This is a genomic window from Streptomyces sp. NPDC091972 (assembly GCF_044756385.1).
Lineage (GTDB): Bacteria > Actinomycetota > Actinomycetes > Streptomycetales > Streptomycetaceae > Streptomyces.
In genome coordinates this window covers 135,660-150,396 of record NZ_JBIVSV010000004.1, presented here as the reverse complement: position 1 = coordinate 150,396, position 14,737 = coordinate 135,660, and the positions used below count along the sequence as shown (strand labels likewise).

Annotated in this window: 13 protein-coding genes; 10 read left to right on the top strand and 3 right to left on the bottom strand. The window is 71.5% G+C overall.

Annotated features, from left to right (window positions below):
- Window positions 1-17: 17 nt before the first annotated feature.
- A complete protein-coding gene (locus tag ACIQJT_RS13215; RefSeq protein WP_053852730.1) occupies window positions 18-437 on the top strand; it encodes a phage holin family protein in 420 nt (139 codons plus the stop codon).
- Entirely contained in the window at window positions 434-937 is a 504-nt protein-coding gene (locus ACIQJT_RS13210; protein WP_365462332.1) for a DUF3618 domain-containing protein, read from the top strand. Before ACIQJT_RS13215 ends, ACIQJT_RS13210 begins: the two co-directional genes overlap by 4 nt.
- Before the next feature lie 246 nt (window positions 938-1,183).
- Here the strand turns inward: ACIQJT_RS13210 and ACIQJT_RS13205 are convergent, their stop codons facing one another.
- Window positions 1,184-2,167 carry a YihY/virulence factor BrkB family protein gene (locus ACIQJT_RS13205; protein WP_365462330.1) on the bottom strand — a complete coding sequence of 328 codons (984 nt, stop codon included), beginning with the start codon at window positions 2,165-2,167 and terminating at the stop codon, window positions 1,184-1,186.
- 115 nt (window positions 2,168-2,282) lie between these two features.
- On the opposite strand from ACIQJT_RS13205, the gene ACIQJT_RS13200 reads away from it, so the two are divergent.
- The 3 genes from ACIQJT_RS13200 to ACIQJT_RS13190 all read left to right on the top strand — a co-directional run bounded on the left by ACIQJT_RS13200 (window position 2,283) and on the right by ACIQJT_RS13190 (window position 4,396).
- Window positions 2,283-2,981 carry an antibiotic biosynthesis monooxygenase gene (locus ACIQJT_RS13200; RefSeq protein WP_402642866.1) on the top strand — a complete coding sequence of 233 codons (699 nt, stop codon included), beginning with the start codon at window positions 2,283-2,285 and terminating at the stop codon, window positions 2,979-2,981.
- Between the two features lie 62 nt (window positions 2,982-3,043).
- Window positions 3,044-3,658, top strand: coding sequence for a helix-turn-helix domain-containing protein (locus ACIQJT_RS13195; RefSeq protein WP_365462326.1), 615 nt, complete (start codon window positions 3,044-3,046; stop codon window positions 3,656-3,658).
- A gap of 3 nt (window positions 3,659-3,661) precedes the next feature.
- Window positions 3,662-4,396: an SRPBCC domain-containing protein gene (locus ACIQJT_RS13190; protein WP_402642864.1), complete on the top strand. Its 735-nt coding sequence runs from the start codon at window positions 3,662-3,664 to the stop codon at window positions 4,394-4,396.
- 10 nt (window positions 4,397-4,406) lie between these two features.
- Here the strand turns inward: ACIQJT_RS13190 and ACIQJT_RS13185 are convergent, their stop codons facing one another.
- The gene (locus tag ACIQJT_RS13185) at window positions 4,407-6,230 is read right to left on the bottom strand and encodes an endonuclease/exonuclease/phosphatase family protein (RefSeq protein ID WP_402642861.1); all 1,824 of its coding nucleotides are present in this window, start codon (window positions 6,228-6,230) and stop codon (window positions 4,407-4,409) included.
- Between the two features lie 292 nt (window positions 6,231-6,522).
- Between ACIQJT_RS13185 and ACIQJT_RS13180 the strand changes: the two genes are divergently transcribed.
- The 5 genes from ACIQJT_RS13180 to ACIQJT_RS13160 all read left to right on the top strand — a co-directional run bounded on the left by ACIQJT_RS13180 (window position 6,523) and on the right by ACIQJT_RS13160 (window position 13,440).
- Complete coding sequence (locus ACIQJT_RS13180) at window positions 6,523-7,956, top strand: hypothetical protein (protein WP_402642859.1); 1,434 nt, start codon at window positions 6,523-6,525, stop codon at window positions 7,954-7,956.
- A gap of 220 nt (window positions 7,957-8,176) precedes the next feature.
- Window positions 8,177-9,622 carry an alkaline phosphatase PhoX gene (locus tag ACIQJT_RS13175; protein WP_402642856.1) on the top strand — a complete coding sequence of 482 codons (1,446 nt, stop codon included), beginning with the start codon at window positions 8,177-8,179 and terminating at the stop codon, window positions 9,620-9,622.
- A gap of 451 nt (window positions 9,623-10,073) precedes the next feature.
- Window positions 10,074-11,654, top strand: a complete 1,581-nt coding sequence (locus ACIQJT_RS13170) for a TROVE domain-containing protein (RefSeq protein ID WP_402642853.1) — start codon at window positions 10,074-10,076, stop codon at window positions 11,652-11,654.
- Window positions 11,655-11,746: 92 nt separating this feature from the next.
- Window positions 11,747-12,394, top strand: coding sequence for a GntR family transcriptional regulator (locus ACIQJT_RS13165; protein WP_365462314.1), 648 nt, complete (start codon window positions 11,747-11,749; stop codon window positions 12,392-12,394).
- A 29-nt stretch (window positions 12,395-12,423) separates the two neighbouring features.
- A complete protein-coding gene (locus ACIQJT_RS13160) occupies window positions 12,424-13,440 on the top strand; it encodes a 1-aminocyclopropane-1-carboxylate deaminase (RefSeq protein ID WP_402642850.1) in 1,017 nt (338 codons plus the stop codon).
- A gap of 76 nt (window positions 13,441-13,516) precedes the next feature.
- Here ACIQJT_RS13160 and ACIQJT_RS13155 read toward each other — a convergent pair whose 3' ends face one another.
- On the bottom strand, window positions 13,517-14,737 hold the full coding sequence (locus ACIQJT_RS13155; RefSeq protein ID WP_402643699.1) for a TerD family protein: 1,221 nt from the start codon (window positions 14,735-14,737) through the stop codon (window positions 13,517-13,519).

The window sequence follows — 14,737 nt, the reverse complement described above, 5'->3', positions numbered from 1 at the left end:
AGAGGAGGCGGAACACCGTGACCGGAACCACGGCGCCCAGGCCGGCGCACGACGGACATCACTCGGTGGGCGAACTCGTCGGACAGGCCACGGAGCAGGTCTCGCGGCTGGTGCGGCAGGAAGTCGCCCTCGCGAAGGAAGAACTGGCCGAGAAGGGCCGGCGGGCGGGTAAGGGCGGCGGGCTGCTGGGCGCCGCCGGTGCCTTCGCCTACGCGGGACTGCTCGCGCTGGCCGGGACGGGCATCGCCGCGCTCGCGCTGGTGCTGTCGGTGTGGGCCGCGGCGCTGATCGTGACGGCTGTGCTGTTCGTGATCGCGGGGGTGCTCGCCGCCACCGGCCGCGCCCAGCTCCGCCGTGCCGCGCCCCCGACGCCCGAGGAGGCCCTCGGCAGCGTCAAGGCGGACGTCGAGGAGATCAGGGAAAGGGCGCACCGATGACGGACAGGACGGGCGGCGAGCCCCATGCGACGGGGGCCAAGGGGCCCGATGAGCTGCGGCGGCAGATCGAGCGGACCCGTAGTGAACTCGGTGACACCGTTGAGGAGTTGGCAGGGAAGATGGACGTCAAGGGCCGCGCGCGGGCTCGCGCGGCGGATCTCAGGGACAAGGCCGGCGCGATGACCGTGCAGCTTCGCAGCAGCGCGGCGCAGGCCGGGCACACCGTGCACGACAAGGCCACGCAGGCCGGACACCTGGTCCAGGACCGGGCCACGCAGGCCGGTCACAAGGTCCAGGACCGGACGCAGCGGGCGGGCCGGCTCACCCAGGGCAAGGCCTCTCGGACGGGTGCCGCGCTGGAACGCAGGGCGCAGCACAGCGTGCCCCAGCCGGCCCGGCCCCTGGTCATGGCGGCGGTACGGCATCCGCGGCCGGTGCTGATCGTGGGCGCGGCCCTGGCCGCGATCGTCGTCGTCTCGTGGCGGTACCCGAAGAAGTAGCCGCGCCACCTCGCAGCCCGGACGCGGGCGGCACCCGGAAGCACGGGTGCCGCCCGCGTCCGCGTGTGCCGCCCGCCTGTGCGCGGGCCGCCCGTTCTTGGGTGTGCTGCCCGCTCTTGCGTGGGTCGCCCGTCCTTGGGTGTGTCACCCGCCTGTACGTGGGCCGCCCGGTCCTCGCGTGTGTCACCCGCCTCTGCGCGGGCCGCCCGTCCCTGACTGTGCTGTCCGTCCTTGCGCGGGCCGCCCTCAGGCGCGTCCCTTCCCCCGGGCCGCCGCCCGCAGCCTCGGCGGCCACTTCCGGGTGTCGCGGGGCTCCACGTAGGGCTCCTCCGTCGGCTCGGCCGCACCGGAGGCGATCGCCCGCTCCCGGGCCAGCTCCGCGTCGAACTCCAGGCCCAGCAGGATCGCCAGGTTCGTCAGCCAGAGCCACACCAGGAAGACGATGGCACCGGCGAGGGCACCGTACGTCCGGTTGTAGGAGGCGAAGTTGGCGGCGTAGACGGCGAAGCCCGCGGAGGCGGCGAGCCAGACCAGGGTGGCGATGACACTGCCGGGGGAGACCCAACGGAAGCCGCGTCCGCGGACGTTGGGGGCGGCCCAGTACAGCAGACCGATCATCACGACGACCAGGAGCAGCAGCACCGGCCACTTGGCCACGCCCCAGATCGCGATGGCCGCGTCCCCGAACCCCACCGCCCGGCCCGCCCGTTCGGCCAGCGGACCCGTGAACACCACGATCAGCGCGCTCGCCGCCAGCATCAGCATCAACGTCACGGTCAGCGCCAGGCGCAGCGGTGTCAGCTTCCACACCGGCCGCCCCTCGGGAAGGTCGTACACCGCGTTGGATGCACGGATGAACGCGGCGACGTACCCGGAGGCGGACCACAGCGCGGCGAGCAGGCCGAGGACCGCGAGGACGCTGCCGGTGCCGCCGCTGTCGCCGAGCTGGACGACCGCGTCCCGCAGGATGTCCCGGGCCGGACCCGGCGCGAGGTCCCCGATGTTGTCCAGGATCTTGTCCGTGGCGCGCTGCCCCACCACACCCAGCAGGGAGACCATCACCAGCAGGGCGGGGAACAGCGACAGGACGCCGTAGTACGTCAACGCCGCCGCGCGGTCGGCCAGTTCGTCGTCCAGCAACTCCTTCGCCGTACGTCCCAGCACCGCGCGCCAGGCTCGCGCGGGCAACCTGGCGGGTCGTCGCGGCTGGTCGTCCGCCTGCTCGTCCATGTCCTGGCGGGTCTCCCGAAACCACCGCCCCAACCGCCGACTTGACCTCAATCCTGGTTGAGGTCGGAGGCTGGCCGGCGAACACGTCGACCAGCGAACCGAGGAGGCCTCGCGCATGACCCGCCGTACCGACGTCCATCCCGACCCCGCCCGGCCCGGAGTGGGAGCGTCCCTGTTCAGCACCTGGCGGGTGGGCAACCCGCTGCGCCAGCGGCAGACCGTCGAGGCCGTCGCCGCCGCCTGGGAACGCCGGCCGTGGCCCGCCGACGGACTGCTCGCCTACCACGTCTACACCGGACACGACACCGCGAGCCTGCTGCACTACTCGCAGTGGACCGACGAGCAGGCGTACGAGGCCTTCGCGCGGACGCAGCGGCTGGAGCGCGTCGACGAGATCGACACCGCCGTGCCCCACATCGAACGGCTCGGGCTCGGCCGCTACCGGCACCACCGCAGCGTCGTCCGGGAGGGGGAGCGGCGGGTTCCGGGCTGCATAGTCGTCGTCGACATCGAGTTCGACGGTCCCGACCCCGACCGGCAGCGGGCCTGGGTGGACGCCGTCCTCGACGCGCTGGCGCACGAACCGAACCCGCACCCCGGCGGCATCGGCGCGCACTTCCACCTCAGCACCGACGGCACCCGCGTCCTCAACTACGCCGAGTGGGAGAGCGCCCAGGCCCACCTCGAGGCGCTCGCCGCTCCGGGGAACGGCATCGGATCGGCCACGGACCGCTGGGAGCGCGTGCAGACCTGGCCGGGACTGAAGAGCAGCGTGGTCAGCCGGTACGACCACGTCCTCGGCCTGCTTCCGTGACAACCACCACCGAAAACTTCGATCGTCTGGACAAAAAAAGTTTTCGGTGAGACGGTGGACCCATGCTGGACGTCACCGTGATCGAGGACCCCGAGGCCGCAGCCGTCTCGCTGGACCCCATAAGGGCGCGGCTGCTGGCCGAGCTGGCGGCCGGCCCCGCGTCGGCCGCCATGCTGGCCGGCCAGGTCGGACTGCCCCGCCAGAAGGTGAACTACCACCTCAAGGCGCTGGAGCGGCACGGCCTGGTCGAACTCGCGGGTGAGCGCCGCAAGGGAAACGTCACCGAACGCCTGATGCGGGCGACCGCGGCCTCGTACGTGATCTCGCCGCTCGCCCTCGCCTCCGTGCAGCCCGACCCCGACCGCTTCCGCGATCAGCTCTCCGCGCGCTGGCTGCTGGCGCTCGGGGCCCGGCTGGTGCGGGACGTCGGGCAGTTGATCACCGGGGCGGCCAAGGCCCGCAAACGGCTGGCGACCTACGCGCTGGACGGCGAGGTGCGCTTCGCCTCGGCCGCCGAACGAGCGGCGTTCATCGAGGAGTTGACGGCCGGGATCACCGAGCTGATCCGCAGGTACGACGCCCCGGACGCCGAGGGCGGACGGGATCACCGGATCGTCGTGGCGGTCCATCCGACGCTCAAGCAGAGCGAGCCCACCGAGCAGACCGAGTTGGAGTAGATCATGTCCAAGGAGTTCGAGATCGCCCGCGAGTTCGAGGTCGACGCCACCCCGGAGCAGGTGTGGGAGGCGATCACCACCGGAACCGGCGGCTACCTGTGGCCGATGGAGCCGCCCGAGCCCCGCGTCGGCGGCACCGGCCCCTTCGGGTCCAAGGTCGTCGCCTGGGACCCGCCGCACCGCTACACCAACCGCGTCGAGGACGTCGAGGGCATCTCCCAGCAGACCCTCAACCAGCTCGACTACACAGTGGAACCCCGGGACGAGGGCCGGCGGGCCTGGGTGCGCTACGTCCACAGCGGGATCTTCGTCGACGACTGGGACAACCAGTACGACGGCGCCGCCAAGCACACCGACTTCTACCTGCACACCCTGCGCGAGTACCTGACCCACTTCGCGCCCCGCCCGGCCGCCTTCGCGACCTTCGACGGACCCGAGGCGTCCAAGGTGCCGGACGCCCTGGCCGTCGTGGGACGGGCGCTCGGTGTCGGCGAGGACGTGACCGCGGGCACCCGCGTGACGGTCCACGGCCCCGACACCTTCGAGGCCGTGGTCGACTTCCGCAACGCCTACTTCATCGGACTGCGCACCGACCGGGGCATGACCCGCGTCTTCGGGCGCAACCACTGGGGCCACCCGGTCGGCATCTCCCTGCACGACTTCACCCCCGACTCCGACATCAAGGAGTGCGAGAACGAGTGGCAGGCCTGGCTGAACGGCGTGTTCGACCAGGCCTGACCGCCGCCGGTCACGGCTTGAAGCGCAGCACCTGCGGGTCGTGGTCGCTGATCTGGTCGTTGAACTCCGAGTTGATGTGCACGCTGTCGTACTCGAAGTCGCAGCCGCGCCGGATCGACGGGCTCACCAGGATCTGGTCCAGGACCTGCTGGTTGCCCTGGTAGTCGTAGGTGTAACGCTCGCTCCTGGGCAGCGACTTGATCGCCGACCACAGCTCGCCGTCACCCTCGAGGATCTTCGCCGTGTCGGAGAACTCGAAGTCGTTGATGTCGCCGAGGGCGATGACGTCCGCGTTCTTCTGGGTGTCGAGGATGTCCTTGACGAAGGCGTTGACCAGGGTCGCCTGCCGGTGGCGCTGGATCTCCGAGCTGCGCGGCACCGGCTGGACCGCCGAGGTCAGACCGTAGTCGCCGCCCTTGGAGTTGAAGTGGTTGGCGATCACGAAGACCGTGCGGCCGCGGAAGACGAACTCCCCGGCCAGCGGCTTGCGGCTGGACTTCCAGGCCTCGTCCGTGGGGGCGATGCGCCCCGGGGAGACCGTGAGCTGCGCCTTGCCGTGGACGCGGGTGACCCCGGCCGCCGTGGTGGCGTCGCCGCCCGCGCGGTCGGTGAAGGAGACCCGCTCCGGGTTGAAGAGGAACACCTGGCGGATGTTGCCGCCCGGCTCGCCGCCGTCGGTGTCGTCGGCCGGGTCGATCGAGCGCCAGTCGTACCGCGGGCCGCCCGCCGCGACGATCGCGTCGATCAGCTTGGTCACCGTCACGTCGGCGGCGGTCGTGCCGTCGTCCTTGGCGCCGTCGTTGTCCTGGATCTCCTCCAGGGACACGATGTCGGGCGACTTCAGGTTGTTCACGATCGCGGAGGCGTGCTCCTCGAAGGTGGCGTCGGACGGGTCGAGGTTCTCGACGTTGTACGTGGCGACCGCGAGCTCGCCGTTCTTCTGCTTCTGCGTGGTCTCGCGCGCGAGACCGGCGCTCTTCAGTGTGCCGATCTCGTTGGCGACGAGCGTGTAGCCCCCGAACTGGTTGTAGTCCAGCGGGCCCGCGGTGGAGCCGGTGAGCACGTCACCGACGTTCGCGACGGGGAAGGCGGAGGTCGCGCCGAGCGACTGGATCTGGAGCCGGCCGGTGTTCTGCGCGTCGTAGGAGCCGTAGAGCGTGCCACCGCGGCGGGTGGCGTTCTCGCGCGGCTTCACCGTGACCCACAGCTCGGTGTACGGGTCCGTCGCGCCGACCACGCGGGTGTCGGCGACCTCGACGTTCATGCCCTCCAGGGACTCGTAGTAGTCCAGGGCGTACTTCCTCGGCTCCAGCGTCAGGCCGTTGATCGAGCTGCCCGCGGCGGGGTCGCCCGCCGGGACGTACGCGGCCGGCACCGACTTCGCGTCGATCACCGTGGCGGCCGGCACCGCGTTGCCGCTGGAGAGGACCGTGACGGTCGGCTTGGTGAGCTCGGTCACCGACTGGTTGCCGCTCGACGTGCCGCCCGGGACGTACTCCGAGACCGTGCCGGTGACGGTGACGGCGTCACCGACGGCGACCTTCGGGGCGGAGCTGGTGAAGACGAAGACGCCCTCGCTGGTGGCCGGATCGGCGTCCGGGTTCGGGTCCTGGATCCAGAACCCCTTGGAGGAGCCGTAGGTGCGCACGCCGGTGACGATTCCGGCCACATCGGCGACCTTCTGACCGGCGTACGGGGATATCCGGGTCGCGCCCTGGATGTCGTGGATGCTCACGGTGGCCGCGTGCGCGGGCGAGACGAGGGTGACGGTGGAGGCCGCCGACAGGGCGGCGACGGTGAGCGCGGCGAGACGCGCGGACTTCTTGCTCGGCAACGGGATCCCTCCGGGGACGAACGTAGGCGCCGGGACGAGGGTGAACGTGGAACGGTGGGAGCCGCGACCTGTGGGGGCGGTTGCGACGCGCGTAGAAAATACCGTGCGCAAAAATACAGTGAACAGGTGTCCGCCGGATTTCTACGCGCGTCAATCTCCTGCCTGGTCAGGCCACTTGTCAAGGTTTCAGCCATGTACGGACCCTGTCGGGGAGATGAACCGGGCGGCATAGGTGGATATCCGTCTACGCTGAGCGGCTGAGTGGCACGACGCGTCCTAGGAGAACCAGCCGATGTCAGACAGCTCCCCCCTGCCGCCGGTGCGGCTGCACCCCGAAGCGGAGCTGGCGCGGGACGCCCTGTCCACGCCGTTGCTCGCCCGGGCCGCCCGGCTCGCCCGCTGGGCCGGCGAGGACACGCGGGTGGACGCCGGGGGCGGACTCGTCGAGGAGCTGCTGCCCGCGGCCGCCGCACACCTCGGCCTGACCGGCGACGACGCCGCGGCCCACGCGAGCGAGGCCTGGCGGATCGCCGTCGACACCGGGCTGGTCGAGATCGTCGACGAGGAGGAGGGCACGGTCGCCCCGGGCGCGGACCTGGCCCTGCTGTCCGGCTCCCCGCACGACGTGCTCGGCGTGTGGCTGACGGCGCTGGAGACGGCGCTGGCCGACGCGAGCGTGCCGGATCTGGACGACCTGGTCGACGCCGTGTCCGCGGAGGACGGTGACGGGCAGATCGACTTCGCCTCCCTGGACTGGGACCCCGAGGCCGAGCAGGAGTTCCTCGACGGGGTGCTCGGCAACCTCTACCTGCTCACGGTCAGCGAGGACGGCCCCGGCGACGGGCCCGTGCCGCTGCCCGCCCTCGCGGCGTCGATGATCGTGCCGAGCGACATGGGCGAGCCCACCAACGACGTCCTTGAACAGGTGTCCGACGCGATGATGCGGCTGGACGACCAGTTCCGTTTCCTGGAGCCGGCCGGGATCGTCGAGTACCAGCCCGTCGACGAGGCGCTGATGGCCGACGCCGACGAGGAGCCCGCCGCGGCCGTCGACGAGACCGACGTCTCCCGGTACGGCATGGTGCGGCTCACCCCGCTCGGACTGTACGGGCTGCGGTCCCGGCTGCTGGAGGCGGGAATCGCCGCACCGGCCGTCGGCGACCTCGCCGACAAGGGCGCGGACGCGCTGCTCGACGGGACCGCCGCGTTCCCGCCCTCGGCCGCCCAGGCCGAGACCGAGCAGTGGCTGGACCGGCGTGAACCGCTGGCCGCCGCGCGGGAACTGCTGGCGGCGGCCCGGGGGAGCGACCCGGGGGCCCCGCTGCGCAGGCTGCGCTGCCAGCAGGCTCTGTCGCTGGTCGGCCCGGTCGCCGAACCCGCGCTGCGGGAGGTCCTCGACGACCCCGAGCTGGGCGGGCTCGCCCGGGTCTGGCTGGTCGAGCGGGGGTTCGGGGACGTGCCCGCGCCTTCCGAGGACATGGTGTTCTGGCTGACCGTCGACACGATCGCCGCACAACTGGCCGCCGAGGGGAACTCCGAGGAGCTCCAAGGGCTGGTGGAGGGGCTGGCCCAACAGCACGGCGGCTTCTTCGCGGCGGCCTGGAAGGTCGACCATCCCGCCACGGCGGACGTGCTGGAGGCGATGGGACGGTTGCACCCCGACAAGAAGGTGGCCAAGGAGGCCCGGAAGGCCGCGTTCAAGGCGCGTTCGCAGCAGGGGGGCTGAGGTTCTCCTCGCGGGTGCGGGCGGGTTGAGGCTGGTCGCGCCCGCACATCGACACCGCCCCGGCCCCTGAAAGCCCTCCCATCAACCCGCGTTGATTCATCAAAGCTGCTCCACGGAGTCCTCTCGCAGTTCAACTCGTGTTCAGACATGGGCGAGACGGTTGCGCCGATTCGAGGTCCGCCACCCTCCACGGCGTTCACCCACCGTCTCAGGAGACACCATGTCGCTCACCCGCAGGGACTTTGCCGCGAAGACCGCGCTCACCGGAGCCGGTGTCGCGCTGGCGGGCACGGTCGGCGCCCTCGCCACCGCACCCAACGCGCTCGCCGCCACCGACGTCGAGAGCGAGGGCGCGCAGACCGCGGGCGCCCACCACGGAGTCGGCTACGGGCCCCTGATCCCCGACCCCGACGGCATCCTCGCGCTGCCCGCCGGGTTCAGGTACGAGGTCGTCACCTACAGCGGGAGGACCAAGCTGGAGTCGGGCGAGTTCACCCCCTCCAACCACGACGGCACGGCCACCTTCCGCGGCCCCCGCGGCGCGACCCTCCTGGTCAACAACCACGAGCTCAAGGGCCCGCGTGCCAACTGGCCCCACCCGGTGCCGCTCACCGAGGGCCTCGTCTACGACCCCGCCGCCTCCGGTGGCTGCACGGTCGTCGAGGTCCACCACGGGCACGTCGCCGAGTGGGTCGGCATCGCCGGCACCTCCACCAACTGCGCGGGCGGCACCACTCCTTGGGGCACCTGGCTCACCGGCGAGGAGACCGAGGACAAGGCCGGCCAGAACGGCATGACCAAGGACCACGGCTACATCTTCGAGGTCGACCCCGAGGACCGCCGCGCCAACCGCGACCCCAAGCCCGTCAAGGCGTTCGGCCGGTACGCCCACGAGGCGGTCGTCATCGACCCCAGGCACGGCCACGCCTACCTGACCGAGGACGCCTCCGGCCCCAACGGCCTGCTCTACCGCTGGACTCCGCCGGCGGGCTTCCACCACGGCCGCGGCAAGCTGCGCACCCTCGCCGACAACGCGGGTGTACTTCAGGCCTTCAAGTGCTTCGACTCCGGCGGCAAGTTCGTCGACGACCTCTCCCGCGCCACGAAGATCGGCACGGTGTACGGCGTCGACTGGGTCGACGTGCCCGACCGCGACGCCCGGACGGTCTCCGTGCGCAAGCAGTTCACCGACGGCCAGGTCACCCGCGCCCGCAAGCTCGAGGGCATGTGGTGGGGCGACGGCGGCGCGTACGTCGTCTCCTCGTACGCCCGTGAGGAGAGCCCCGTCCAGCACGACGGCCAGGTCTGGTTCTACGACCCCAAGCGCCGCACGCTGACCCTGAAGGTTCTTCTCGGCGTCAACCCCGACCCCTCGGTCGACGGCGCCTTCGACGGCCCCGACAACATCACCGTCTCCCCGTACGGCGGCCTCGTCATCGCCGAGGACGGCGAGGGCGTCCAGCACCTGTTCGGCGCCACCGAGAGCGGCCGCACCTACCCGATCGCCCGCAACGAACTCAACATCGGCACCGAGGAGGAGCCGGAGTACAGCGAGTTCACCGGCGTCACGTTCTCGCCCGACGGAAAGACGCTGTACGCCAACATCCAGACGCCGGGCATCATGCTGGCGATCACGGGACCCTGGAAGCGGCAGAAGCGCGGCTGAGTTTAATTCGCTCGCCGGGCCCGCGGCACGCCTCCTAGAGTGATGAACGTCCAGGTGCGAAGGCAGGACCTACTTCCACTCATAATGGGGCGGCCGCGGGTTCGAGTCCCGCCACCGGTACAACTCGCCGGTGTAGCTCAGGGGTCAGAGCACCTATGTCGGTTCCGCCGATCTGAACTCTGGACACGACAACTTCATGCACCTCCCGGTGCGAGAGGACATGATCTCGGGAGGCGCGGCTCATGGTGGGTGCCCGGTGCGCAGACAGCGGATACTTCGGGAACTGATGAGGGAAACCCTCGTGCGGGTTCGAATCCCGTCATCGACGCAAGGTCGGTGTGGCGGAACGGAAGACGCGCCAGTTATAAGCACCGCAGTCGACTTCGACCTCGGGCACCCTCCTTTTGCCGCGCCTCCCTCCGAAACAGCAATGAATTCGGGGGAATTCACCATGGCGCGATTCAACAAGAAGGCCGCACGGGCCCGTCCCACGTCCCGGGTCACCTCGACGGGACGCATTCTGCGGACCTACGAGGGCGGCCTCGGCCATGAGCGGGACGCGCGCTCCGAGCTCTTTCTGCTCGCGGTCTCGAACTTCGTCTCCCAGCAGACCTTCTACGAGTCCGGCGCGGACCGCGACGACCGGTTCGCCGCGCTCGTACGGCAGCTCGCCGTCACCGACTCCGCCTGGACCGCCGGGCTGCTCGGCTGGCTGCGCGGCGAGGGCAACCTGCGCACCGCCTCGCTCGTGGGCGCCGCCGAGTACGTGAAGGCGCGCCTCGACGCGGGCGTCACCGACGGCCCCTCGAACCGGCAGGTCGTGGCCTCCGTGCTCCAGCGGGCCGACGAACCCGGCGAGTTCCTCGGGTACTGGACGGCCCAGTACGGCCGCAACATTCCCCAGCCCGTCAAGCGCGGGATCGCCGACGCCGTACGGCGGCTCTACAGCGGCAAGTCGCTGCTGAAGTACGACACCGCGTCCAAGGGCTACCGCTTCGGCGACATCCTCAACCTGGTGCACGCGACCCCGGACCCGGACAAGCCGTGGCAGGGCGAGCTGTTCCGGTACGCCCTCGACCGCCGGCACCACCCGGACACGGCCGTGCCGCCCGCCTCGAACCGGATCCTGACCGCGCACCGCGAGCTGATGGCACTGCCGGCGGCACAGCGGCGTGCCGTCGTCACGTCCGCGGGCGGGGCCGAGCGACTGGCCGCGGCCGGGATCACGTGGGAGGCGCTGGCGGGCTGGCTCCAGGGCCCGATGGACAGGGCGGCCTGGGAGGCCGTGATCCCGTCCATGGGCGCGATGGCACTCGTCAGGAACCTCCGGAACTTCGACGAGGCGGGGGTGTCGGACGAGGTCGCCGCACAGGTGGCGGCGAGGATCAGCGACCCGGCGGAGGTCGTACGGTCGCGGCAGTTCCCCTTCCGGTACCTCGCCGCGTACCAGCACGCGCCCTCGCTGCGCTGGGCATACCCGTTGGAGCAGGCGCTCGGTCACTCGCTGGCCAACGTGCCCGCGCTGCCGGGCCGCACCCTGGTGCTCGTCGACCGCTCGGGCTCGATGTGGGCGCGGCTGTCCGACCGCTCGCGGCTCAACCGGGCCGACGCGGCGGCGATCTTCGGTACGGCGCTCGCGCTGCGGGCGGAGGACGCGGACCTCGTCGAGTTCGGCACCACGAACCGGCGTCTGTCGTTCGGCAGGGGCGAGTCGGTACTGAAGATCCTCGGCCGCTTCGGCGACCTGGGCGGCACCGACACCACGTCGGCGGTCCGCGCGCACTACCGGGGCCAGGACCGGGTGCTGATCGTCACCGACGAGCAGTACACGTACCACCACCGCGGCGGCCCGACCGAGCAGGTCCCGGCCGACGTGCCGGTCTACACCTGGAACCTCGCCGGTCACCGGGCGGGCCACGGCCCCTCCGGCACCGGCAACCGCCACACCTTCGGGGGCCTCTCGGACGCGGCCTTCCGGATGGTCCCGCTGCTCGAGGCGGCCCGGGACGCCGACTGGCCCTGGGCGGCCTGAGCCCCGAGCGTGGCCCGCACCTCACGGGGGTGCGGGCCACACCCGTGCCCGGACCCTTGCCGCGCCGTCAGGTGACATCTAACATTTCAGTTGTGAAGGCCATACGACCGCTCACCCGCACCCTCCTCCGGGACCAGGCCTACGTCTCCATCCGGGACGCCATCGTGGCCGGAGAGATCGAGCCCGGGGCGGTCGTGCGGGACGCCGATCTCGCCGAGCGGCTCGGACTGTCCCGGGCGCCCGTGCGGGAGGCCTTCGCGCGGCTGGTCGACGAGGGGCTGCTGGAGAGCAAGCCGCAGAGCTACACCCGGGTCACCCAGGTCGTCGCCGCCGAGGTGCGGGACGCCGCGGCCGTGGTCGGGGCCATGCACGAACTGGTCACACGGGTCGCCGTGCCACGGCTGTTCGCCGCCGACATCGAGACCATGCGCGCGGCCAACGCACGCTTCGCGGCCGCCGTCACCGCCGGGGACGTCGACGAGGCTCTGCGCGCCGACGACGACCTGCACGACGTCCTGGTCCGGGTCAGCGGCAACCGCGCGGCCGCCGCCACCGCCGCCCGCTACACCCCCCTCATCCGCCGCCTCGAACGCCGGCGCTTCGGCGAGGGCGGCACCTGCCGTTCGGCCGGGCTGCACGACCGGCTGATCGAGGCCTGCGCGGCCGGTGACGTGGACGGGGCGGTCCGGGTCACCGCGGAGATCTGGCGGGGACTGGCCGAACTTGCCGACAGCGACTGAGCCCTCAGCGACCCACCCGGGAGGACCCCATGCCCCTTTCGTCCTACGACCGTTACCCGCTCCTCTTCGGGCCGTCCCCCGTCCACCGCCTGGAACGCCTGACCGCGCACCTCGGCGGGGCCGCGCTGTGGGCCAAGCGCGAGGACTGCAACTCCCCGATCGCGTACGGCGGCAACAAGACCCGCAAGCTGGAGTACCTGGTCGCGGACGCGCTCGCGAAGGGCTGCGACACCCTCGTCTCGATCGGCGGCGTCCAGTCCAACCACACCCGCCAGGTCGCGGCCTGCGCCGCCCGGGCCGGGCTCAAGTGCGTGCTGGTGCAGGAGAGCTGGGTGGACTGGCCGGACGCCGTGTACGACAAGGTCGGCAACATCCTGATCAGCCGGCTCGCCGGGGCCGACGTACGCCTGGTGAAGGCCGGGTTCGGGATCGGGTTCAAGGAGAGCTGGGAGCAGGCGCTCCGGGATGTCGAGGAGGCGGGCGGCAAGCCGTACGCCATCCCGGCCGGGGCCTCCGACCATCCGCTCGGCGGTCTCGGCTTCGCCGCGTGGGCGTACGAAGTCGCCGACCAGGAGCGGGAGTTGGGCGTCTTCTTCGACACCGTCGTGGTCTGCTCGGTGACCGGGTCCACACAGGCCGGCATGGTCGCCGGGTTCCGGGCGCTGGAGGAGGCGGGCGGGCGGCCCCGACGGGTCCTCGGCATCGACGCCTCGGCCGCGCCCGTCACGACCCGGGAGCAGATCGCGCGGATCGCCCACCGCACCGGGCAGCTCATCGGCGTGCGGAGGGAGTTGACCGAGGAGGACGTGGAGCTGGACGAGCGCTACCACGCGGGCGTCTACGGCATCCCCGACGAGACCACGCTGGAGGCGATGCGCCTCGCCGCCCGCACCGAGGGGATGGTCACCGACCCGGTGTACGAGGGCAAGTCCATGGCGGGGATGGTCGACCTGGTCCGGCGCGGGGAGATCGGCGCGGACTCGACGGTGCTCTACGCCCACCTCGGCGGGCAGCCGGCGCTCAACGGGTACAGCGCGCTGTTCTAGCCGGGGGACGGGCGGCGACCGCCCAGGGGCGCGGGGAGCTGTGCGAACAGCTCCCCCTCGGCCCCTCGCCCACCGGCTACAGCGCCTGGGCCGCCGGCTTCACCATGCCCCGCACCGTGCGGGACTTCACGAAGTCGCCCATCGCCGTCATCTCCCACTCGCCGGAGAACTGCTTGATCAGCTTGGCCATCATCACGCCGGTCTGCGCCTCCGCGTTGGTGAGGTCGAAGCGGACCAGCTCCTCCCCGCTTCCGGCGTCGATGAGGCGGCAGTACGCCTTGGCGACCTCCGTGAACTTCTGGCCGGAGAAGGAGTTGACCGTGAAGACCAGACCGGTGACCTCCTGGGGGAGCCGGCCGAGGTCCACGACGATCACCTCGTCGTCACCGCCGCCCTCGCCCGTGAGGTTGTCACCGGAGTGCTTGATCGCGCCGCCGACGATGGACAGCTTGCCGAAGTAGCAGCTGTCGATGTGGTTGCGCTGCGGGCCGTAGGCGATGACGGAGGCGTCGAGGTCGATGTCCTTGCCGCGGTACGCCGGCTCCCAGCCGAGGCCCATCTTGACCTGGGAGAGCAGCGGCCGTCCGCCCTTGACCAGGGAGACGGTCTGGTTCTTCTGGAGGCTGACCCGGCCCTTGTCGAGGTTGATCTTCCCGGCGCCGGGAGCGGGCGGCGCGGGCGGGGCCGGAGGAGCGGCGGGCGCCGGCGGCGCGGCGAGCCGGGGGTCCATGGCCGGGGCGGGCGGGGCGGGCGGCGGAGTCTGCACGGTCGGCGTGACCGGCGGTGCCACCGGCGCCGGGGCGGGTTCCTCCACCGTCACGCCGAAGTCCGTCGCGATCCCGGCCAGGCCGTTGGCGTACCCCTGGCCCACCGCACGGGCCTTCCAGGCGCCGTTGCGCAGGTAGATCTCCACGACCACCAGTGCGGTCTCGGTGCCGAGCTGCGGCGGGGTGAAGGTGGCCAGCTCGCTGTTGTCGTCCGCGTTGCGGATCGTGGCCGTCGGTTCGATGCCCTGGAAGGTCTGGCCCGCGGCGTCCGGGCTCGCGGTGACGACGATCTTCTCGATGCCGGGGGGCAGGGCGGCGGTGTCGACGCTGATCGCGTCAGGCGCCGTACCGCCGCCCGACCGGTAGGTGACCCCCGGTCCCGTCGGCTGGTTGTAGAAGATGAAGTCGTCGTCGGAGCGCACCTTGCCGTCGGCGGTGAGCAGCAGGCCCGATACGTCGAGCCGCACCGGGGCGGAGACGTCCACCGTCACTCGGGCGACGGGGAGGGGGATGTTCGAGCCGGGGGTCAT